General features: G+C 68.7%; 16 protein-coding genes. 5 read left to right on the plus strand and 11 right to left on the minus strand.

Going from position 1 to position 19777, the window contains the following annotated elements; genetic code table 11:
* Nucleotides 1-557: 557 nt before the first annotated feature.
* A complete protein-coding gene (locus ACFXKA_RS15130; protein WP_354850943.1) occupies nucleotides 558-761 on the minus strand; it encodes a DUF5988 family protein in 204 nt (67 codons plus the stop codon).
* Nucleotides 762-970: 209 nt separating this feature from the next.
* On the minus strand, nucleotides 971-1102 hold the full coding sequence (locus ACFXKA_RS15135; protein ID WP_379427656.1) for a hypothetical protein: 132 nt from the start codon (nucleotides 1100-1102) through the stop codon (nucleotides 971-973).
* Nucleotides 1103-1459: 357 nt separating this feature from the next.
* Here ACFXKA_RS15135 and ACFXKA_RS15140 point away from each other — a divergent pair, with 357 nt between their 5' ends.
* Nucleotides 1460-1858, plus strand: coding sequence for a PPOX class F420-dependent oxidoreductase (locus ACFXKA_RS15140; RefSeq protein WP_354850948.1), 399 nt, complete (start codon nucleotides 1460-1462; stop codon nucleotides 1856-1858).
* 533 nt (nucleotides 1859-2391) lie between these two features.
* Nucleotides 2392-2754, plus strand: coding sequence for a DUF4189 domain-containing protein (locus ACFXKA_RS15145; RefSeq protein WP_354851264.1), 363 nt, complete (start codon nucleotides 2392-2394; stop codon nucleotides 2752-2754).
* 77 nt (nucleotides 2755-2831) lie between these two features.
* On the opposite strand, the gene ACFXKA_RS15150 is transcribed toward ACFXKA_RS15145, so the two are convergent.
* The 9 genes from ACFXKA_RS15150 to ACFXKA_RS15190 all read right to left on the minus strand — a co-directional run bounded on the left by ACFXKA_RS15150 (nucleotide 2832) and on the right by ACFXKA_RS15190 (nucleotide 15039).
* Nucleotides 2832-3509: an NADPH-dependent F420 reductase gene (locus tag ACFXKA_RS15150; RefSeq protein WP_379427657.1), complete on the minus strand. Its 678-nt coding sequence runs from the start codon at nucleotides 3507-3509 to the stop codon at nucleotides 2832-2834.
* Nucleotides 3510-3637: 128 nt separating this feature from the next.
* A complete protein-coding gene (locus tag ACFXKA_RS15155) occupies nucleotides 3638-4597 on the minus strand; it encodes an isopenicillin N synthase family dioxygenase (RefSeq protein ID WP_379427658.1) in 960 nt (319 codons plus the stop codon).
* Nucleotides 4594-5043, minus strand: a complete 450-nt coding sequence (locus ACFXKA_RS15160; protein WP_379427659.1) for a nucleoside deaminase — start codon at nucleotides 5041-5043, stop codon at nucleotides 4594-4596. The genes ACFXKA_RS15155 and ACFXKA_RS15160 overlap by 4 nt, the downstream gene beginning before the upstream one ends.
* Before the next feature lie 5 nt (nucleotides 5044-5048).
* Nucleotides 5049-6437 carry a purine-cytosine permease family protein gene (locus ACFXKA_RS15165; RefSeq protein ID WP_379427660.1) on the minus strand — a complete coding sequence of 463 codons (1389 nt, stop codon included), beginning with the start codon at nucleotides 6435-6437 and terminating at the stop codon, nucleotides 5049-5051.
* A 13-nt stretch (nucleotides 6438-6450) separates the two neighbouring features.
* Nucleotides 6451-7965 (minus strand): APC family permease, encoded by a 1515-nt coding sequence (locus ACFXKA_RS15170; protein ID WP_379427661.1) that lies wholly within the window; start codon nucleotides 7963-7965, stop codon nucleotides 6451-6453.
* A 178-nt stretch (nucleotides 7966-8143) separates the two neighbouring features.
* Complete coding sequence (locus ACFXKA_RS15175; RefSeq protein ID WP_354851247.1) at nucleotides 8144-8716, minus strand: isoprenylcysteine carboxylmethyltransferase family protein; 573 nt, start codon at nucleotides 8714-8716, stop codon at nucleotides 8144-8146.
* Nucleotides 8717-8835: 119 nt separating this feature from the next.
* Nucleotides 8836-10050, minus strand: coding sequence for an FAD-dependent monooxygenase (locus tag ACFXKA_RS15180; protein ID WP_379427662.1), 1215 nt, complete (start codon nucleotides 10048-10050; stop codon nucleotides 8836-8838).
* 80 nt (nucleotides 10051-10130) lie between these two features.
* Complete coding sequence (locus tag ACFXKA_RS15185; RefSeq protein ID WP_379427663.1) at nucleotides 10131-13184, minus strand: BTAD domain-containing putative transcriptional regulator; 3054 nt, start codon at nucleotides 13182-13184, stop codon at nucleotides 10131-10133.
* 253 nt (nucleotides 13185-13437) lie between these two features.
* On the minus strand, nucleotides 13438-15039 hold the full coding sequence (locus ACFXKA_RS15190) for a PucR family transcriptional regulator (protein WP_354851238.1): 1602 nt from the start codon (nucleotides 15037-15039) through the stop codon (nucleotides 13438-13440).
* 104 nt (nucleotides 15040-15143) lie between these two features.
* On the opposite strand from ACFXKA_RS15190, the gene ACFXKA_RS15195 reads away from it, so the two are divergent.
* From ACFXKA_RS15195 to ACFXKA_RS15205, 3 genes are read left to right on the plus strand one after another with little or no spacing between them, the layout of a single operon-like run.
* Complete coding sequence (locus ACFXKA_RS15195) at nucleotides 15144-16634, plus strand: CoA-acylating methylmalonate-semialdehyde dehydrogenase (protein WP_354851235.1); 1491 nt, start codon at nucleotides 15144-15146, stop codon at nucleotides 16632-16634.
* A 12-nt stretch (nucleotides 16635-16646) separates the two neighbouring features.
* A complete protein-coding gene (locus tag ACFXKA_RS15200; protein ID WP_379427664.1) occupies nucleotides 16647-18011 on the plus strand; it encodes an aspartate aminotransferase family protein in 1365 nt (454 codons plus the stop codon).
* 37 nt (nucleotides 18012-18048) lie between these two features.
* Entirely contained in the window at nucleotides 18049-19536 is a 1488-nt protein-coding gene (locus tag ACFXKA_RS15205) for a gamma-aminobutyraldehyde dehydrogenase (RefSeq protein WP_379427665.1), read from the plus strand.
* Nucleotides 19537-19777 lie beyond the last annotated feature (241 nt).

Below are 19777 nucleotides of genomic sequence, written 5' to 3' on the forward strand. Positions count from 1 at the left end.
TCGTCGTCGCGTCATGTCGTGAACCGTCCTCCTGCACCCATTCTGGTGCATCAGAACTCTCACAACCGCTGGACCTGCTCAAAGGGCTCCAGTCACGTGTCAGTGAACGGTGCCGCAAGTCATCTGATCGCACGCCATTCGGCTACTTGGACAATGCGACCGGCTCGAACCCGCACACCGATCCTTCGGACAAGCCACACCCCGGACCCACCAAACAACCTAACTCCGCACCCACATCGACGCCTTGACTAAAGGGGCGGCAGAAGAGCGCGCTGCTATGCGGGCATGAACGGCCAACCCCAACCGTACCGTTCTAAACGTGCACTACAGCTGAGGAATTGGCGCGAAATTGCTGTTCTACAGACGATTGTGCGGGATTGCACCGGTCGCCCGAAACTCGGCATTTCCGTGCACAGTTGACGGGCCCGGTCGGGTGAGATGATCTCAGCCCGTTGATCTTCGGAGCGCTCGCGCTGACCGGTTCGGTCAGCGCGGCATGCGGCACGACCGAACGGTTGCTCACGCCTCGAGTGAGCAACCGGTCGCGCCGGTTATATCTACTCCGCAAACTCGGTTCGTTCGAACCACTCGTACACAGGCAGCCGCCCCTCGGCGGTATCGGTGAACCTTGGGGTGCTTTTGTAATGTTCGTAGCCGGCACGACGCTCGATCTTCACCTCGAAACCGGGCGGGGTTATCGGGACGATTCGCGTGGGCATGTCATCTGGTCCGCCTTCGATGAAACACTTCGTCGACATCATGCGCTCCTCTCGTTGATTGACCAGCTCAGCGGCATTCTATCGATCAGTTGATGGCAGGAGTGGGGCAACGGAATACTGCCGATGCACATCCTCCGTTCGACAGAAGAGGATGTCCTGGGCGGCCGGGGCGTCACTTGGGCGGCAGTTCAGGCCACCGGCGTCAAGGCGGGGGGGTTGCCAGGTGCTGTCGATCACCGACCACGGCGCGGTCAGACTTCCCGCAACCGGTCGACGAGGGCCGGGACCGCTATGAGCCCCAACGCCACCAGCAGGCCGGCGATCCGCCGGCGTTCGGTGACCGGCTTGCCGGGCGACAGCGTCCGCTCGGCCGGAACGGGCATGTGCAGCTTGGTGATCCGAGCGCGATACTGCGGTAGCGATCTGAAATCTAGCGACGCTAGACAAGCTGCTGGAGTCGATGTTACCGTTGCTCCAGTTTCTAGCTCTGCTAGACATCAGGAAGGGGAAGCCGAGAATGTTCATGATCGCCTGTTCATTGCCACTGCCGGACTGTGCGCCGCGCTGATTCTGTTCTGATCTCGGAGCAGGGAGGCGTCCTCCGCGATGTCGCGGTCCCACTGAACCGCCGACGCAGGACGCGCGGGACGCGCAGGCAACAGCTTGTGCTTCCCGCACACAACAACTTCCGGCTGATCGCCGGGCACACCTGATATCGAATTCACTGAGGAGTAAACGACATGACCTTCACCATCAATGAACAGCAGTTCCTCGCGGAGGCCGGGATCGGTCGGCTGGCTACGGTGTCGCCTGACGGCGTTGTGCAGAACAACCCGACCAGCTATCGGGTGAACGCCGACGGCACGATCGACATCGGGGGAATGCGGATGCGTGCGAGTCGGAAGTATCGCAATGTCGAGGCGGGCAGCCGGGTGTCGTTCGTCATCGACCAACAGGTTTCATTGGAGCCATACGTGATTCGCGGCATCGAGGTACGCGGCACGGCCGAGGCGCTGGATGACGAAGAGCCACCGTTCCAGCCCCAGGAACGCGCGGTCATCCGAATTCATCCCGAACGGATCATCTCCTGGGGCATCGACGGCGGATCCTTCGACTTCGTCAGTCGCGGTGCCGAGTAGAACATCAAACAAGACAGATCAAGAACGCTCCGACGTTGACGGCGGGCGGAAGGATCCAGGGTAAGCAGGGTAGAGCGGAATAGCCGGCCATGGCCTCGGACCGTTGCTCGGCTACGGGAGCCGATGCCGGTTCGGCTGTGGCGACGCCCGCACCGGCGGTGATGACGGATGCAATCGCTAGGGCTGTTGTCAGTGCACTCGATTTCTTGGTCATGGCAACCTCCGCTGTAGTGGTACCGGACGACCTCGCCGAGTGCACTCGATTGCGCTCGGACCGCTGGACACCCGGCGGGGCGGAATGCTCGAACACCAATTAACCCGCTCAGGAGGGGTCCCCCGCAAGGGCTCCGTCCGGACATCGGACTTTGCCGGCGAAGAAACCCCGCTTCCGCCCTCCACGTGGCCCCGGACACGCTGTGCCCCAAGCACTTGCTGGTTAACACGTCATCGAAGCCCGCCGATCTTGACTCGACAGTGGCGCGCGCACCCCACCCCGGGATGCGCGCGCCAGTTCGATCAACGCAAGGAACAACATGCGCAAGACTCTGTTCGCCCTGTCCGGCCTCGCCTTCGCCACCGCCGCCGCGGTGCTGCCCGCGGCCCCGGCCCAGGCCGCCTCCGGCTCGTGGGGCGCGATCGCGGTGTCCGACTACGGCGACCTGGGCTGGTCCTGGAACTACGACACCGAGGGCTCGGCGAGCCAGGCCGCCATCGACAAGTGCGCCAAGGCGAGCTGCTCGACCGTCACCACCTTCACCGGCTGCGGCGCGGTGGCCTTCTCGGATTCGATGAACAAGTACACCGGCGGCTACGGCGCGACGCCGGCCGACGCCGAGAACTCCGCCAAGTGGTACTCCGACTCCTACCTGGTGCGCACGGCCATCTGCAACGACTGAACCACCGGGGCCGGACGACCGCCCTGACATGGTCGGCCGGCCCCGGAGTCCTTGCACTGGAGCCCCTTTCGGGGGCTTCAGCGTTCGGCGGCTTCGACCGCCTTGCGCACCGTTTCAGCATCCGCGGGGGCCGCCTCGTTCTCCCAGAACGGCGCGGCGACGGCGTAGGGGGTGCCGTAGACGGGGGTTTCGGGTTGCGTGCGCCAGCTGTCGGCGAGCGAGCCGATATCGACGGTGTCGTAGCCGAGCCTGCTGATCAGTTCCGCCGCAGCGGTTTTCGCCGCGGTATCGTCACCGGCGATGGGCAGCGCGGTGCGATCGGCCGCCCCGGCGGGGCGGGCCAGCACGGCCAGATGCTTGAACAGGATGTTGTTGAACGCCTTCACGACCCGTGAGCGCGGCAGATGCCGTTGCAGCAGTTCGGAACTGGTGGCCACACCCGCGTCCAGGTCGGCGAATTCGCCGTCGCGGCCCGGATAGTAGTTGTTGGTGTCGATGACCACCTTTCCGATCAAGGGCTCGACCGGCACCTGCTGATACGCCTTCAACGGTACGGTCACCACCACGATGTCCCCCGCGGCGGCCGCCTCGGCCGGGGTCGCGGCACGGGCCCGCTCCCCCAGTTCGGCCACCAGCTCCGCCAGGCTCTCCGGCCCTCGTGAATTGCTCAGCACCACATCGATTCCCGCGGCCACGGCCAGCCGGGCCAGGGTGCCCCCGATATTTCCGCTTCCGATCAATCCGAGCGTCGTCATGCCCGCTGGTAACGCGGGCGCGGCGGGCGATGTTCCCGCGAGATCCTCCGGCGGTCACCGGGTGGGCGGGTCCAGGTCGCACCCACGGCCGCCGGCACGCGACGGCCGTGGGAGCTCGCCGGGTGGTCTCAGCCGAGGGTGATGGCGTCGAGGCGGGTGCGCAGGAACTCGGCGGAGACGACCGGCGCCAGGCCGGAGACCCGGCCGATGGGCGGCTCGAGGGGCGTCACCCGGGCGTCGTGGTCGAGTTCGTAGAAGTAGATGAGCGACACCAGGTCCTCGTCGGGTGCGGACGCCTGGGGCGGGAGTACGCGGTGGCGGCCCGCGGGCCAGCGCTGGCCGCTCCAATAGGCCAGCAGGTCACCGATGTTCACGGTCAGGGCGGACGGGTCGTAGGGCGCGTCCGCCCAGCCGCCGTCCTCGGTGTAGATCTGCAATCCGCCCGCGCCGGGTTCGCGGTCGAGGACGGTGACGGTGCCGAAGTCGGTGTGCGGACCGATGCGGAACTGGCCCGGTTCGGGCGGGCCGACCTCGGCCAGCGGCGGGTACCGGTTGATATTGCAGGTCCAGGTCGGACGGCTCGCCAGGCCCTCGAAGGGGTTGTGCGGCAGGTCGAGCGCGGCGGCGAAGAGCGCGAGCAGTTCGTCGGAGAGGGTGCGCATGGCCGCGGTGTAGGCGAGGAACAGCTCGCGCAGCTCGCCCACCTCCTCGGGCCAGACGTTGTCGAGGAACCACACGGTGTCGATCAGGGCGTCGCCGGTGCGGGTGTCCGCGCCGATCGCGAAGGTCTCCTTGAGGTCCGGCGGGGTCTCGGTGCCCTCGGCGTAGCCGTTGGCCTCGAGGCCGGGACCGATCCAGCCGCGCCCGCCGACGGAGACCGCATACCGCTGTTTCACCTCCGGCGGGAGCGCGAAGAAGCGCCGGGCCGCCGCCCGCAGGTCGGCCGGAAGTCCGTGCGGCACACCATGTCCGCGCACCAGGAGGAATCCGGCGCGCTGCATGCCCGCGTCCACCTCGCGCAGCACCGTGGCCGCGGTCTCGCCGCCTTCGCGCCAGCGGTCCAGGTCGACGGTCGCGATGGGGGTCATTCCGCCACTCCTATGTCCTCGTTCCAGAGTTCGGGCCGTTCCGCGATGAAACGGGTCATCATGTCCACGCAGGCCGGATCGTCGAGCACGGTGATGGAAACCCCGTGTACGGCAAGCCAGTCGTGGCCGCCGGTGAAGGTACGCGACTCTCCCACGATGACCGCTCCGATGCCGAACTGGCGGACCAGGCCGCTGCAATACCAGCACGGGGACAGGGTGGTGACCATGATGGTGTCGCGGTAGTCGCGGCGGCGGCCGGCATTGCGGAAGGCGTCGGTCTCGGCGTGCACGCTGGGGTCGTCGTTCTGGACGCGGCGGTTGTGGCCGCGGCCGAGCAGGTTGCCGGCGCTGTCGAACAGGGCCGCCCCGATGGGAATCCCGCCTTCCCGCAGCCCGAGTTGCGCCTCGTCATAGGCGGTGACCAGCAGATCCTGTGCGTTGATCATGCCGATCATGCTGCCACCGCGGCGCGTGCGATCCGGGACCGGTTCACGATCAGATAGGCCGCGCCGGAGAGCACGAAGCCGACGAAGAAGGTGATGTCGCCCAGCTGCGGCACCGCCTTGGCGACGAAGCCGACGAACTTCTCCTGATTGGAGAACAGCAGCACCGACACCACCAGCCCGGCCAGGAACGCCGACACGCCGGCCCAGTTGCGGTGGTCGCGGTCGTAGAGCAGATGGTCGATGCGCTGACCGCGACGCAGGTACTCGTCGGCGAACACCACACCCAGCCACGGCCCGATCCAATACGCGACGATGAGCAGGAAGCCCTCGTAGCTGGCCGCCGCGTCCGGCAGCGCCCACCAGGCGACCAGGAACCCGATCACGCCGAAGGCCACCGACACCAGCGCCCGCTGCGTGCGCACCGAGAACGTGAAGCCCATGGTCACGAAAGCCATTGCGCCCGAGTAGACATTGAGCGCATTGGCGGCCACCGCGCCCACCGCGATGGCCAGCAGGGTCAGGTCCGCCAGCAGCTTGGGCAGGTTGGCGGTGAACACATCGGTCGGGCTGCCCTGCGCGGTGCTCGCCACGGTCGCCGACGCCGCACCGACCACCTCCAGCCAGACACAGGAAATGAACAGGCCCGCCGAGGCGTACGCACCGGTCGCGGCCCGTGACACCGTCGCGGGCAGATAGCGGGAGTAGTCCGCCGCGTAGGGATTCCAGCCCGCGCCGTAACCGAAGGCGGTGCCGACGGTGAGCAGGAATCCGCCCGTGCCGCCCACGCCGCCGGCCGGAGCGGGAGCGCCCAGCGAGGCTTTGCTGAAGATCACCACGGTGACGATGGCGAACACGATGGCGAGCAGCGGGAAGGCGATGCGTTCCACCGCCTGCACCAGGTTGTGGCCGAAGAAGGCGAAGGCGGTCTGCACCACCACGATCACCAGCAGCGCGGTCGGCTTCGGCATGCCCGTCAGGGAATTCAGCGCGAACGCGCCGCTCACGGAGTTGGTGGCGAACCACCCGACCCCGCACATGACCGACATGAACGCGGCGGGCAAAGTGTTGCCGCGATAGCCGAAGGCCAAGCGCCCCAGCACCATTTGCGGGGCACCGTGCAGGGGCCCGCGCGCCGACAGCAGGTAGTGGGCGGCCGCGCCCAGCCCGGTACCCACGACGATGCCCAGGCTCGCCTGCCAGAAGTTCATGCCGTACGCGGTGACGGCGAGCACGCCCACGAAGACGGTGGCGAACTCCATGTTCGGAGACATCCACGTCCAGAACAATTTTCGCGGCGTACCGTGCCTGGCGTCCTCGGGGATGTAGTCGTCGCCGCCGGGCTCGACGGCTATCACGCGGTCGCCGTATGCGGGAGGGATCTCGGTGTCGGTCATGGCTTTCCGCCTCTCAGCGCTCGTGTGATTCTTCCAGCACGGTCCGGCCCAGCAGCGCGTAGCGGCCGGGGTCGGTGCGCTTCAGGTACAGGGCGTAGCCGATACCGGCGATGGCCACCGCGGCCACCAGGTACGGCGTCGCCTTCAGAATCAGCGACCCGGCCTCGCTGCCGGCCGCGGTGTCCATATTGAGGACCAGCAGCAGCACCACGCCGATCATGGCCACGCCGCCCACCAGCGGGGCCACCAGAGTCCGGAACCAGTGCCGGGTTTCGGGGTGATGGTTGCGGAAGTAGGCGATGACCGCGAAGGAGCACACGGCCTGCACGATCAGGATCGCCATGGTGCCGAGCACCGCCATCAGGGTGTAGAGGCTCGCGTAGGGGTCCTTGCCCGCGAGGCCGAAGGCCAGCACCAGCACGGCGGAGAAGACGGTCTGCGCCAGACCGGCGATGTACGGGGATCCGTTCTGCGGGTGGGTCTTTCCGATCGTCCGCTTCAACGCCGGAATCACGTCCTCGCGGCCGAGCGCGTAGAGGTAGCGGGAGGCGCAGTTGTGGAAGGCCATGCCGCAGGCCAGCGAACCGGTGACCATGAGCCACTGCATGGTGTCCACGGCCCAGTGCCCGACATAGCGTTCGGTGGGCGCGAAGAAGAGATTCATCGGATTGTCGGAGGCGGCCAGTTCCATGGCCCTGCCCTGCCCGTTGCCGGAGATGGTCATCCAGGAGATGAACAGGTAGAAAACGCCGACACCGAGGACGGCGATCATGGTGGCGCGCGGGATGATTCGCTTCGGATCCTTGGATTCCTCACCGTAGATGGCGGTGGATTCGAACCCGACCCACGACCAGAAGGCGAAGAACAGTCCCAGGCCCGCGGACGCGCCGTGGAAGGCGTTGACCGGATTGATCGGGGCCAGCGACAACCCGTCCGGCCCGCCGCCGTGCAGCAGCACCGACAGGCCCATGACCGTCAGCACGGTCACCTCGGTGACCAGCAGCACGATGAGCAGCCGCTCGGCCACGGCGACGCCGAACCAGGTGCCCAGGCCGTTGATCACCAGCATCAGGATGGCGAACACCCACCACGGAATGTTCACGCCCACCTGATCGGAGACCGTGTTGTGCGCGAAGCTCGAGAAGATGCCGATCAGCGACGGCTCGAACACCATGTAGGCGAAGGTGGCCAGCAGCCCGGCCGACAAGCCCGCGGTGCGGCCCAGGCCGTAGGAGATGAAGCCGTAGAACGCGCCGGTGGTGGTGATGTGCTTGGCCATGGTGGTGTAGCCGACGGTGAAGATGGCCAGCACCACCATGGCGATCAAAAACGCCGCGGGCGTGCCGATTCCGCTGCCGGCCGACATCATGAACGGCACATTGCCGGTCATGGCGGTGATGGGCGCGGCCGTCGCGACGGCCATGAACACCACGCCGAGCAGACCGACCACATTGGGTTTGAGCCGCGACACTCCCGCTGCGGATGTGTCCGATCCCCCGGAAAGTACGGTTGGTGCACTCGATTCCATGGTGAAGCTCCTCAATCTTGGTCGACTGACCTGCGAGGAATGTTCGGGCTGGAATGTTGCCTGGATATGAAACGGAGTTACCGGCAGAAACCAAAGGAGTGACTCAGGTCACTATTCTTACAGTCAGCCGGAAACCCGGTCCGGTGCTTTACGGATCGTATGGCGACCCCGCCTGAGGTCACCAGACGCCGGGGACCAGGCGCTTGGTCGTGTGGCGATAGGTCTCGTAGGGGGCGCCAAGGGTTGCCACCAGCGTCTTCTCCTCGAGCGTGATCCGGCGCAGGAACGCGTAGACCGGGACCACGGTGGTGAGCAGCAGGGACAGGTAGTTGCCGGCGGCCAGGCCGAAGCCCAGCGTCAGTAGCAGGATGCCGGTGTAGGAGGGGTGCCGGATCCAGCGGTAGGGGCCGGTGCTGATGACCGGCTGGTCGCGGTCCACCTCGACGGTGGTGCGAAAGTGCTTGCCCAGCACCGCGATCGCCCAGGCTCGCACGACCAGGCCCAGCCACATGAGGGCGACGCCGAGGATCTGCCACGGCAGGACCGGGCCGGGAAAGCGCAGCGGGCTGCCGGCCGGGAGGAGGATTCCGGCGAAGCTGGCGACCGTCATGGCGGCGGCCACCAGCACGAAGATGAGGAGCCTGGTGTGGCCGTCCCCGGCGGTGGAGCCGGTGCCGCGCAGGCGATCCCGCACCCGCAGCGCGATCTCGAATGCCATCCACGCCCAGGTGGTGTACACGGCGATGGTCACGTTGGACTCCCTTCCGGTTCGAGATAACCATCAAACGGGATCGGCCCGCATCAGGGATCCACCCGGAGAACGAACCCTGAGCGCCCCGGATCAGACCTGCTGCCGACACCGCGCCTCGATCAGTACCGCTCGAGTCGAATGGCATTGGCGGCCTTCTCGATCGGCTTCATGATCGGGCGCAGGGCCATGCCCTTCCACGGCATCCAGCGCAGCATGCGCATCATGGTCATCTGCATGCGCAGGGCGCGGGCGTCGGCGGCGACCATCTGGGTGGCGTTGTTCCAGCCGAGGGTCAGGTTCTCGTCGACGTACTCGCGCATGCGCTCCTGGTAGGCGGCGAAGGCGACGCGGTGGTCGCCGGCGGCGGCGCGCAGCTCACCGGCCAGCACGTACGCCCCGACCAGGGCCATGCTGGTGCCCTGCCCGGACAGCGGGGACGGGCAGTAGGCGGCGTCGCCGACCAGCGCGACGCGGCCCGAGGACCAACACTCCAGATGGATCTGGCTCACCGTGTCGAAATAGAAGTCCGGCGAGTCCGGCATGGCGTCGAGCAGGGTCGCCGTCTCCCAGCCGCCGCCGGCGAAGACCTCGGCCAGCAGCCGCTGCTGTGCGGCGGTGTCGCGGCGGTCCGGCAGCTGCTCGGGAGCGGGAAAGATGAACTGCGCCTTGGCCGCCGAGCGCTGCGTGCTGTACACCTGCACGACCTTGCCGGGGGCGGCGTGGATGAGCTCCCAGTGGTCGAGGTCCAGGTAGTTCGGCACCGAGATGACGCAGGCCGCCATGCCGGTGTGCCGGGCGAACTGCTCCTCCGCGCCGAAGACGCTGCGGCGCACCGTGGAATGCATGCCGTCCGCGCCGATCACCAGGTCGAACACCTGGGGAGCCGCATGGCGGAAGTGCACCTCGACGCCGTCGGCGTGCTCGATCAGCTCGGTGATGGCGTCGCCGAACCGATAGTCGACGCCGCTCTTGCCGGCGTCGAACAGGATTCGCGCCAGGTCGCCGCGCAGCACCTCGTCGTCGCCGGGCGAACGCATGCCGATCAGGTCCGGTCCGAGGGTGGCGATCGCCTTGCCGGTCGCGTCCACCCACGCACCACCGCGCATATCGGTGGAGGCCTTGCGGATCTCGCCGGAGAGCCCCATCCGCTCCACGACTTCCATTGCCACGCCGCGGATATCGACCTTGTACCCGCCCTCGCGCAGGGCCGGAGCCTGCTCCACGACGGTGACGGTGAAGCCGTACTTCTTCAGCCAGAAGGCGAGGGCCGGGCCGGCGACGCTGGCGCCGGAGATGAGGACGGTCTTGTTGGCGAACTGCTGTGTGCTGGTCATGTCACACAGCTTCGGCCGGGGCGCTCACCAACCCCTCACCGTCGGCTCACCGGCCCTCACCAACACCCTGACCTGCAATTTCAGGCGTCGTCCAACAGTGCCAGCCCCTCCCGCGCCCGCTCGTGCGCCTCGGTGATGGCGATCGAACCTCCGGCCGGGATCTCCAGCACCGACCAGTAGAGGTTCCGCGCCGCGGCCGGGTCCTCGGCACGAGCGATATCCCCCAGGCCGCGAAGTGCAGCGGCGTACATGTCGATCGCGCCGTGGGTCCGCGACAGCTCCGCTGCCCGTTCATAATCCGCGCGGGCCGCTTCGGCATCCCGCTCCGCCGCCCCGCCGAGGTAGATATCGCCGCGACGGGTCAAGAGGTCGGCAGTGTCCGCGGCCCAACCCAATTCGGTGTTCACCGCGATCGCCTCATCGATCAGAGCCAGCGAGGCGGCCCGATCGCCGTGCCGCTCGGCCACCGCCGCCAGCTTGTCCAAGGAGGCCGCGATCGCCCACCGGTCCCCGATCCGCCGGAACCGCGCCAGCGCCGCCGCGAACTCCGGCTCGGATTCGTCGACCCGCCCGGACATGAACAACGCCATCCCGTCCCCCAGCCGCAGAAACGCCTGCGACCAGTCATCCGCCCCGAACAGCCGGCGCAACTCCGCGGGCTTCCCGGGCAGCATCCCGCCCGCGAGCGCGAGCAGGAAGATCAGATGCGGCTGCCGCATCGGATGTTCCTGCGCCGCAACTCCGGCCGCCGCCCGCTCGACCTCGGCCGCGAGATCATCGCGTCCCCGCGCCGCCACCGCCACCACCAGCGCGTATTGCTCGGGATCCACCGCGACCAGCGACCCGGGCCGGGATGTGCGAGCCGCCGCGGCGACGCTCGACCCCACTCCCGGCGCATCATGCCCAGCAGCGGTTTCCGCAACGAACGGCGCGCGCCGCTCCTCGCCCAGAGGGCGCGCATCCGACCTGTGCGCCGCAGTGGGAGTGACCAGCGCCGTAGGCTCGTGGAGGTCTGTGTCTCGGCGGTCGCCGACGTCATCACGGCGTACCGGCCGACCCTGCGGCCGGGTAGCCGAGGCCGGCCGACGTGCCGCCGAATTCAGTTCGGGTAGTAGGCGGTTGGCGAGGGCGGGGCCGTCGCCCGAGTGGCCGGTGAGCCACCAGTACCAGGCTTGAGCGGCGATGAGGCGGGCGGCGAGGGCGGGGTCGGCGGTGGTGGACCAGTGCAGGGCGGCCTGTAGATTGTCGTGGTCGGTGGTGAGGCGGGCCAGGTGCTGGAGTTGGGTGGCGGTGCGTAGCAGGGCGTCCGTGGTTTCGGCCGTGTCGGCGAAGTATTCGGCGTGGGCGCGTTGGGTTTTCTCGTGGTCGCCGGATTCGATGGCGCGGGTGCGGGCGAATTCGCGGATGGTTTCGAGCATCCGGTAGCGGCCGGCGGCGATGTCCAGGAGGGATTTGTCGGTGAGGTCGGCGAGGAGGTCGTCGATATCGTCGATGTCGCACACCCGGCGGGCCTGTTCGGCGGTCGCGCCGCCCGCGAATACCGAGAAGCGCTGGGCCAGTTGCTGTTCGGCGGGTTCGAGGAGTTCCCAGCTCCAGGCCACCACGGCCTGCAGGGTCTGGTGGCGGGGTTCGGCGGTGCGGTCGCCGCGGGCCAGCAGGCGGAAGCGGTCGGTGAGGCGGGCGTCGATCTCGGGGAGGTCGAGGGTGCGCAGGCGGGCGGCCGCGAGCTCGATGGCGAGCGGGAGGCCGTCGAGGCGGCGGCAGATGCGGGCGACCAGGGCGATGGTGCCCGCGTCCGGGAGGAAGCCGGGGCGGACCGCGGCCGCCCGGTCGGCGAACAGGCGCACCGCCGGGGCCGCCAGCTGGTCGGCCAGCGGCGAATCCGATGGGGCCATGGGCAATTGGGGAACGGGGAACAGCGTTTCGCCCGTGACCCGCAGCGCCTCGCGGCTGGTGGCGAGAATCCGCAGGCCCGGGCATGCGACCAGCAGGCGGTGCGCGAGGCGGGCGATATCGAGGACGACGTGCTCGCAATTGTCGAGGATGAGCAGCAGCGGACGGTCGGCGAGCACGGCGACCAGCTGCGACTCGACATCGCGTGGCCCGGGGGCCGCATGCGCCGACAGGTCGCGACAGCCCAGGGCGCTCGCGATCGCCTGGGCCGCCTGCACACCGTCCACCAGCGGCGCCAATTCGACGAAGCAGACGTCGCCGCGGACCCGGCTGCCCGCCGCCAGCGCCAGCCGCGTCTTCCCGGTGCCGCCGGGGCCGATCAGGGTGACGAGGCGGGCCCGGGCGATCAGTGGCGCCAGCCGCGCGAGTTCGTCCTCCCGGCCGACGAAACTGGTGAGCGGGGTGGGCAGTCGCCGATTCGGCACGGCCGCAACCTCATCCGCGCGCAGGATCGCCAGGTGGGCGTCCATGAGCTCGGCCGAGGGATCGGCCCCGAGCTCGTCGGCGAGCAGCCGCCGTCCCGCTTCGAAGGATTCCAGCGCCTCGGCCTGCCGGCCCGCCGCGTACAGGGCACGCATGAGCAGAGCGCGCGCCCGCTCCCGGAGGGGATGTGCCGCAACCAATTCCGACAGTGTCGCCACCACCGCCTGCGAATCCCCCACCGCCAGCGCCGCCTCCGCCCGATCCTCCTCGGCGGCCAGCCGCGCCCCGTCCAGCCGCGCGCCCTGACTCTCGGCGAAGGGCGCGTCCCGCACATCGGCCAGCGCCGGACCGCGCCATAATCCGAGCGCCTCGTCCAGCAGCGTCATCGCCGCCCCGGAATCCAGGTCCCGCAAGGCTTTCCGCCCCTGCTCGGCCAGCCGCGCGAACCGGAGCGCATCCACCGACTCCGGGTCGACCGCCAATCGATAACCCGCCCCGGCCGACTCGACGAACTCGCCGTCCCCCACCCCGGTGCGCAGCGCCCGCCGCAGCCGCGACACCTGCGACTGCAACGCATGTCCCACATCCCCCGGTGGCTCCGACCCGTACAGGTCGTCGATCAGCCGCTCCCGCCCGACCACCCGCCCGGCATCCAATGCCAACACCGCCAGCAAGGCCCGCACCTGCGGACCCCCAATCGGAAACGGGCCCCCATCGGCCCGTCGCGCCTCGATCGGACCCAGAATCCCGAACTCCACGCGGCCAGTATGCCCGGGCCGGACCTGACCCCCAACGCGTGGATCTGAGCCGCTCCCGCTCATTCCGGTGCGCTGTGCCCGGAGCCTGCCGACCCACGTCGGAAGCACCGCCGGTTCGAATCCCAGGCCGGCGGCATACCTGGACGACGGGCGGCGATCCGGATCGCCGCTTGGAGAATGCGCTGGCGCACAGGGCTTCCCGGGCCTGTCCCGTACCTCGGAATGCACGCCGCAGGACCCTCGCGGGCTGTGGTCAGCGGGGTTCAGGGGCAGCGACCAGGTCCCGGATGAGCAGGGCGGTGTGGAGGGAGGTGCGGGTCTCGCCGTTGTCGAGATCGACGTCGAGGATGCGTTCGATGCGGGACAGGCGGTCGTAAAGGGTGGGCCGGCTGATATTGAGACGCTTGGCGAGTTCGGTCTTGTTGCCCGCCAGGTCGAGGAATTGGCGCAGGGTCCGGGTGAGATCGGCGGCATTGCGGATGTCGTGGCGGAGCAGGGCGCTCAGCTCGGTCTCGGCGAAGCGCTGGACGCCCGGCTCGTCGCGGATGAGCGATAGCAGGCCGCGCAGCCGGACGTCGCCGCTGCGATAGAAGGGGCGCGGAACCGAAGGGTCCAGGGAGAGAGCGACTTCGGCGACGTGCGCGGCCTGGGCCAGCTCGCGCGCGGTGTCGAGGAGGGAGTCCGATTCACCGCCGGCGCCGATGACCGCGCGCTCCACACCGGGCACGCGGCGGATCTCGGCGAGCATGGCCGAGCAGATCGCGGTGAGCGCGCCGTCCAGGTCGCCGCTCCGGGCGACGCCCAGCACGATGGTGACCCGATTGCCGTGGTCGGGTGCGGCCAGCGCGGTGGCCTTGGCCAGCGCCACCCCGTGCAGCGCCGCGTCCAGCAGTGCGGCCGTACGGCGTTGCTGCGCCACCGGATCCGCCTCGGCCGCCGCCGCGACCTCCACGGCGAGCGGGACATAGCGGGCGCGGCGGGCCAGCCCGAGCGCCGCCGCCAGCGCCACGGCGTCGCGCTCGTCGGTGAGGCGGCCGTTGACCATATCGTCGATGAGCCCGGTCTGGGCCTGCCGGTGCAGCCCGAAGCGGTCGCGCTCGATCATCCGGTGCAGGGTCAGTGTCTGCGCGCCGCGTTCGAGCACCATGCGGGCGCGGGCCGTGGGCACCCGGCTGGAGCGCAGGATGAGCCGGCCCCAGCGCTGTGTATGCGGGCCCACCGGAACCACATTCGGGTCGGAGTCGGGCAGCAACCGGGAGGTGGTCTCCCAGTGCTCGAGCAGGGCCGAGGTGCCGGTGTGGCGCGCGGTCAGGGCCAGCACGCGATGCGCCAGGTCCTCGAGCACGACCGAGGCGTCCAGCATTCCGGCAGCGGTTTTCACGATTTCGGCCAGCGACGCCCGCCGCACGCTCAGCGCCGTGAACGTCTCGTGCACCGTGCGCGCGAATTCCAGCTCCGCGTACTGGTCGGCCACGATCACCCGGTGCACCGCCTCGGTGACCTCCACGAACCGCACCACCCGATGCAGCGCCACGGTCGGCAACCCCACCCGGTCGGCGGTCTCGGCCACCACCGGCGACAATTCCCGCACGTAGGTGCCCAATTCGATGACCAGCCCGGACACCCCGGCCGCGGCCAGCGATTCCAGGTAGGCCACGGTGGCCGCGTCGCTACCGGCCAGCGCCTGTCCGGTGGTGAGAATCAATTCCCGTCCCACCAGAAGTTTCGCCACGTCCGGCAGTTCGCTCACATGCACCCACCGCACCGGCCGATCCAGCGGACCGCCGCCCACGACCTGCGGCTGCCCGGCCCGCACGACCGGCATGGCCAGCACATCAGCAACGGAGAGGAGCACCGACGAATCGTAATACGAAGTTGGAAAATGGATACACAACGTCGGGAATCAACCGGCGGGTAATGGCGCAGAGTAGGGACGGACACTCACGGAATCGAGGAGATATGCAGACCATCGCACACTGGCTCGACGGCAAGTCCTTCACCGGTTCCAGCACGGCGACCGCACCGGTCACCAATCCCGCGACCGGCGTGGTGACCGGACAGGTCGCCCTGGCCTCCGCGGCCGACGTCCGCACCGTGATCGAATCCGCCGTGGCCGCGTTCCCCGCCTGGCGCGACGCCTCCCTGGCCAAGCGCACCCAGGTGCTGTTCCGCTTCCGCGAACTGCTCAACGAGCGCAAGGAGGAGCTGGCCGCCCTCATCACCAGCGAGCACGGCAAGGTGCTCGCCGACGCGATGGGCGAGGTGACCCGCGGCCTCGAGGTCGTCGAATTCGCCTGCGGCATACCGCATCTGCTCAAGGGCGGCTACACCGAGAACGCCTCCACCAAGGTCGACATCTTCTCCGTACGGCAAGCCCTGGGCCCGGTGGCCATCATCTCGCCGTTCAATTTCCCGGCCATGGTGCCCATGTGGTTCTTCCCCGTCGCCATCGCGGCCGGCAACACCGTGGTGCTCAAGCCGAGCGAGAAGGACCCCTCGCCCTCGCTGTGGCTGGCCGAGCTGTGGCGCGAGGCCGGGCTGCCGGACGGGGTCTTCAACGTGGTCCAGGGCGACAAGGTGGCGGTGGACGAACTACTGGCGAACCCCGCGATCAAGGCGGTGTCGTTCGTCGGTTCCACCCCGATCGCCAAATACGTCTACGAGCACGGCACCGCCGCCGGCAAACGCGTGCAGGCCCTCGGCGGGGCCAAGAACCACATGGTGGTGCTGCCCGACGCGGATCTGGACCTGGCCGCCGACGCCGCCGTGAACGCGGGCTTCGGCTCGGCCGGTGAACGCTGCATGGCCATCAGCGCGCTGGTGGCCGTGGGCGATATCGCCGACGACCTGGTGGCGCGGATCACCGAGCGCGCCAAGACCATTCGCACCGGCGACGGCACCCGCGGCACCGATATGGGCCCGCTGGTGACCGAGGCGCACCGCGACAAGGTGGCGGCCTATATCGCGGCGGGCGAATCCTCCGGCGCCACCGTGGTTCTCGACGGCCGCGGGGTGGCCGCCGACGGCGCGGCCGACGGATTCTGGCTGGGCCCCACCATTCTCGACCACGTCACCACCGACATGAGCGTCTACACCGACGAGATCTTCGGCCCGGTGCTGTCGGTGGTCCGCGTGGACAGCTACGACGAGGCGCTGGCCCTCGTCAACGACAACCCCTACGGCAACGGCACCGCCCTGTTCACCAATGACGGCGGCGCGGCCCGGCGCTTCCACAACGAGGTCGAGGTCGGCATGGTCGGCATCAATGTCCCCATTCCGGTCCCCATGGCCTACTACAGTTTCGGAGGCTGGAAGAACTCCCTGTTCGGCGATTCGCATGCGCACGGCACCGACGGCGTGCACTTCTTCACCCGCACCAAGGCCGTCACCACCCGCTGGCTCGATCCCAGCCACGGCGGCCTGAACCTCGGCTTCCCCCAGAACCACTGAACGGAGTCCGCGATGACCCTGCCCAATGGGCTGACCCCGGAGGCGGCCCGCGAAAAAGCCGCCCGCGCCTACGAACTGGACCGCAAGCACGTCTTCCACTCCTGGTCCGCGCAGAAGTCGCTGGATCCCATGGTGATCACCGCCGCCCAGGGCTGCTACGTGTGGGACGGCGACGGCAACCGGCTGCTCGACTTCTCCTCGCAGATGGTGAACACCAATATCGGACACCAGCATCCGAAGGTGGTGGCCGCCATCCAGGAGCAGGCGGCCACGCTGTGCACCATCGGCCCGGCCTACGTGAACGACGCCCGCTCGGAGGCGGCGCGGCTCATCGCCGAACGCACCCCCGGCGAGCTGAACCGGATCTTCTTCACCAATGGCGGCGCGGACGCGGTCGAGCACGCGGTGCGCATGGCCCGGCTGCACACCGGGCGGTACAAGGTGCTCGCGCGCTACCGGTCGTATCACGGCGGCACCGAGACCGCGGTCAATCTGACCGGCGACCCGCGGCGCTGGCCGAACGACCACGGTAATGCGGGAGTCGTGCACTTCTTCGGACCGTTCCTGTACCGCTCGCACTTCCACGCCACCACCGAGGCCGAGGAGACCGAACGGGCGCTGCAGCACCTCGAGCAGACCATCGCGCTCGAGGGGCCGAGCACCATCGCCGCCGTCATTCTGGAATCGGTGCCGGGCACGGCCGGCATCATGGTGCCGCCCCCGGGATACCTGGCCGGCGTGCGCGAACTGTGCGACAAGTACGGCATCGTGTTCATCGCCGACGAGGTGATGGCGGGCTTCGGCCGCACCGGAGAATGGTTCGCCATCGACCATTTCGACGTGGCGCCGGACCTGCTCACCTTCGCCAAGGGCGTCAACTCCGGGTATGTGCCGCTGGGCGGCGTCGCCATCGCACCGCACATCGCGGCCACCTTCGACGACCGCGCCTATCCGGGCGGGCTCACCTACTCCGGGCATCCGCTGGCCGCGGCCGCGGCCGTCGCGACCATCACCGCCATGCGCGAGGAGTGCATCGTCGAGAACGCCGCCGACATGGGCGAACGCGTCATCGGCCCGGGTCTGCGGGAACTGGCCGAGCGGCACCCGAGCGTCGGTGAGGTCCGCGGACTCGGCGTGTTCTGGGCCGTGGAGCTGGTCCGCGACCGCGCCACCCGCGAACCCCTGGCGCCCTACGGCGGCACCAGCCCGGCCATGAACGAGACGGTCGCCGCGGCCAAGGCCGCCGGACTGCTGCTGTTCGTGAACTTCAACCGCCTGCACGTGGTCCCGCCCTGCACCATCAGCGAAGCCGAGGCCAAGGAGGGACTCGCCATCCTCGATCAGGCGCTCACGGTCGCTGACTCCCATACCGTGTGACCCGGAGACGGTGAATTCCGAGAAGGCGAGGAGCGCGATGGATCAGGAACAACTGCAATTCATCGGCGGCGCACGACGATCCGGGTCGGGCGCGCCGCTGTCGATCATCGCGCCGGCCACGGGCGCGGTCATCGCCGCGGGCGCCGGCGCGAACACGGCCGACGTCGAGTCGGCGGCGACCGCGGCCCGGGCGGCCTTCCCCGGCTGGGCCGGGCTCACCCCGGCCGCCCGGTCGGACCTCATGCACGAATGGGCCCGGATCCTGCGCGCTCGTGCCGGGGACCTCGCCGCGATCGAAAGTGTCAACGCGGGCAAGCCGATTCGCCTCGCCACGGAATTCGACGTGCCCGGCACCATCGACAACACGGCCTTCTTCGCCGGCGCCGCCCGGCACCTGGAAGGCAAGGCGGCAGCCGAATACTCCGGTGACCACACCTCGTCGATCCGGCGGGAACCCCTCGGCGTCATCGGGTCCATCGCGCCTTGGAACTATCCGCTGCAAATGGCGGCCTGGAAGATCCTGCCCGCCGTCGCCGCCGGAAACACGGTGGTGCTCAAGCCTTCCGAGCTGACCCCGCTGTCCTCGCTGTTGTTCGCGGAGGCCGCCACCGACGCGGGCGTGCCGCCGGGCGTGATCAATGTGCTCACCGGCACCGGCGCCGAGGCGGGACAGCCGCTGGTGGAGCATCCGGCCGTGGCCATGGTGTCGTTCACCGGCTCCACCGGGGTCGGCAAACGGGTGGCCGCCACCGCCGCCGGTATGGTCAAGCGGGTCCACCTCGAACTCGGCGGCAAGGCCCCCTTCGTCGTCTTCGACGACGCCGACCCGGAAGCCGCGGCGCGAGGCGCGGTCGCGGGCGCGCTCATCAATACCGGCCAGGATTGCACGGCCGCCACCCGCGCCTATGTGCAACGCCCGCTGTTCGAGGAATTCGTCGGCCGCGTAGCCGATCTCATGGACCGGGTGATACTCGGTCCGGTCGAGAACCTGGAAACCGATATGGGACCGCTCATTTCGCGCGCACACCGCGACAAAGTGCTGGGCATGGTGGAACGCGCCCGCGAATCCGGCGCGAAAATCGTTCGCGGCGGCCGAATTCCGGAACACACCCCGGCGGCCGGTTCGTACTTCGAGCCGACCCTGATCACCGGCGCGGCCCAGGACTCCGAGATCGTGCAGCACGAGATCTTCGGCCCGGTGTTGGTCGTACTGCCCTTCGAGACCGACGACGAGGCCATCGCGCTGGCCAATGACACGGTCTACGGGCTGGCCGCCTCCGCCTGGTCCCGCGACGTGTTCCGCACCCAGCGGGCGAGCCGGGAAATTCAGGCCGGCTGCGTGTGGATCAACGACCATATTCCGATCATCAGCGAAATGCCGCACGGCGGGTACAAGTCCTCCGGATTCGGAAAGGACATGTCCGCCTACGCATTCGAGGAGTACACGAATATCAAGCACGTCATGTCGGATATCACCGGCGCGGCGCACAAGCCCTGGCACGACATCATCTTCCGGGCCGGCTAAAAGCGGCGATATCGCGCGGGCGGGCTCCGATCGGACCCGCCCGCGAATTTCTGGGCTATCCTCATGACACAGGAGGAGGCGGAAATGGACCGGCCGACGTCGCCGACGCAGGTATTGCGGTCCACCGTGCGTATGCCCCGCCGCTCCGAGGATCGCGCCGCCACCAGCTGACTCTCTCGAAAGCCGCCGACTGGTCCCCCCACGGGTGACCATCGGCGGCTTCCACGTACCCCGAGCACGC

The sequence above is a fragment of the Nocardia sp. NPDC059228 genome, assembly GCF_042754245.1.
Classification (GTDB): domain Bacteria; phylum Actinomycetota; class Actinomycetes; order Mycobacteriales; family Mycobacteriaceae; genus Nocardia.

Coding starts and splice junctions, on each gene's coding strand:
- ACFXKA_RS15130 (WP_354850943.1), bottom strand. CDS start 761: ATGATGTCGACGAAGTGTTTCATCGAAGGCGGACCAGATGACATGCCC.
- ACFXKA_RS15135 (WP_379427656.1), bottom strand. CDS start 1,102: ATGCCCGTTCCGGCCGAGCGGACGCTGTCGCCCGGCAAGCCGGTCACC.
- ACFXKA_RS15140 (WP_354850948.1), top strand. CDS start 1,460: ATGACCTTCACCATCAATGAACAGCAGTTCCTCGCGGAGGCCGGGATC.
- ACFXKA_RS15145 (WP_354851264.1), top strand. CDS start 2,392: ATGCGCAAGACTCTGTTCGCCCTGTCCGGCCTCGCCTTCGCCACCGCC.
- ACFXKA_RS15150 (WP_379427657.1), bottom strand. CDS start 3,509: ATGACGACGCTCGGATTGATCGGAAGCGGAAATATCGGGGGCACCCTG.
- ACFXKA_RS15155 (WP_379427658.1), bottom strand. CDS start 4,597: ATGACCCCCATCGCGACCGTCGACCTGGACCGCTGGCGCGAAGGCGGC.
- ACFXKA_RS15160 (WP_379427659.1), bottom strand. CDS start 5,043: ATGATCAACGCACAGGATCTGCTGGTCACCGCCTATGACGAGGCGCAA.
- ACFXKA_RS15165 (WP_379427660.1), bottom strand. CDS start 6,437: ATGACCGACACCGAGATCCCTCCCGCATACGGCGACCGCGTGATAGCC.
- ACFXKA_RS15170 (WP_379427661.1), bottom strand. CDS start 7,965: ATGGAATCGAGTGCACCAACCGTACTTTCCGGGGGATCGGACACATCC.
- ACFXKA_RS15180 (WP_379427662.1), bottom strand. CDS start 10,050: ATGACCAGCACACAGCAGTTCGCCAACAAGACCGTCCTCATCTCCGGC.
- ACFXKA_RS15195 (WP_354851235.1), top strand. CDS start 15,144: ATGCAGACCATCGCACACTGGCTCGACGGCAAGTCCTTCACCGGTTCC.
- ACFXKA_RS15200 (WP_379427664.1), top strand. CDS start 16,647: ATGACCCTGCCCAATGGGCTGACCCCGGAGGCGGCCCGCGAAAAAGCC.
- ACFXKA_RS15205 (WP_379427665.1), top strand. CDS start 18,049: ATGGATCAGGAACAACTGCAATTCATCGGCGGCGCACGACGATCCGGG.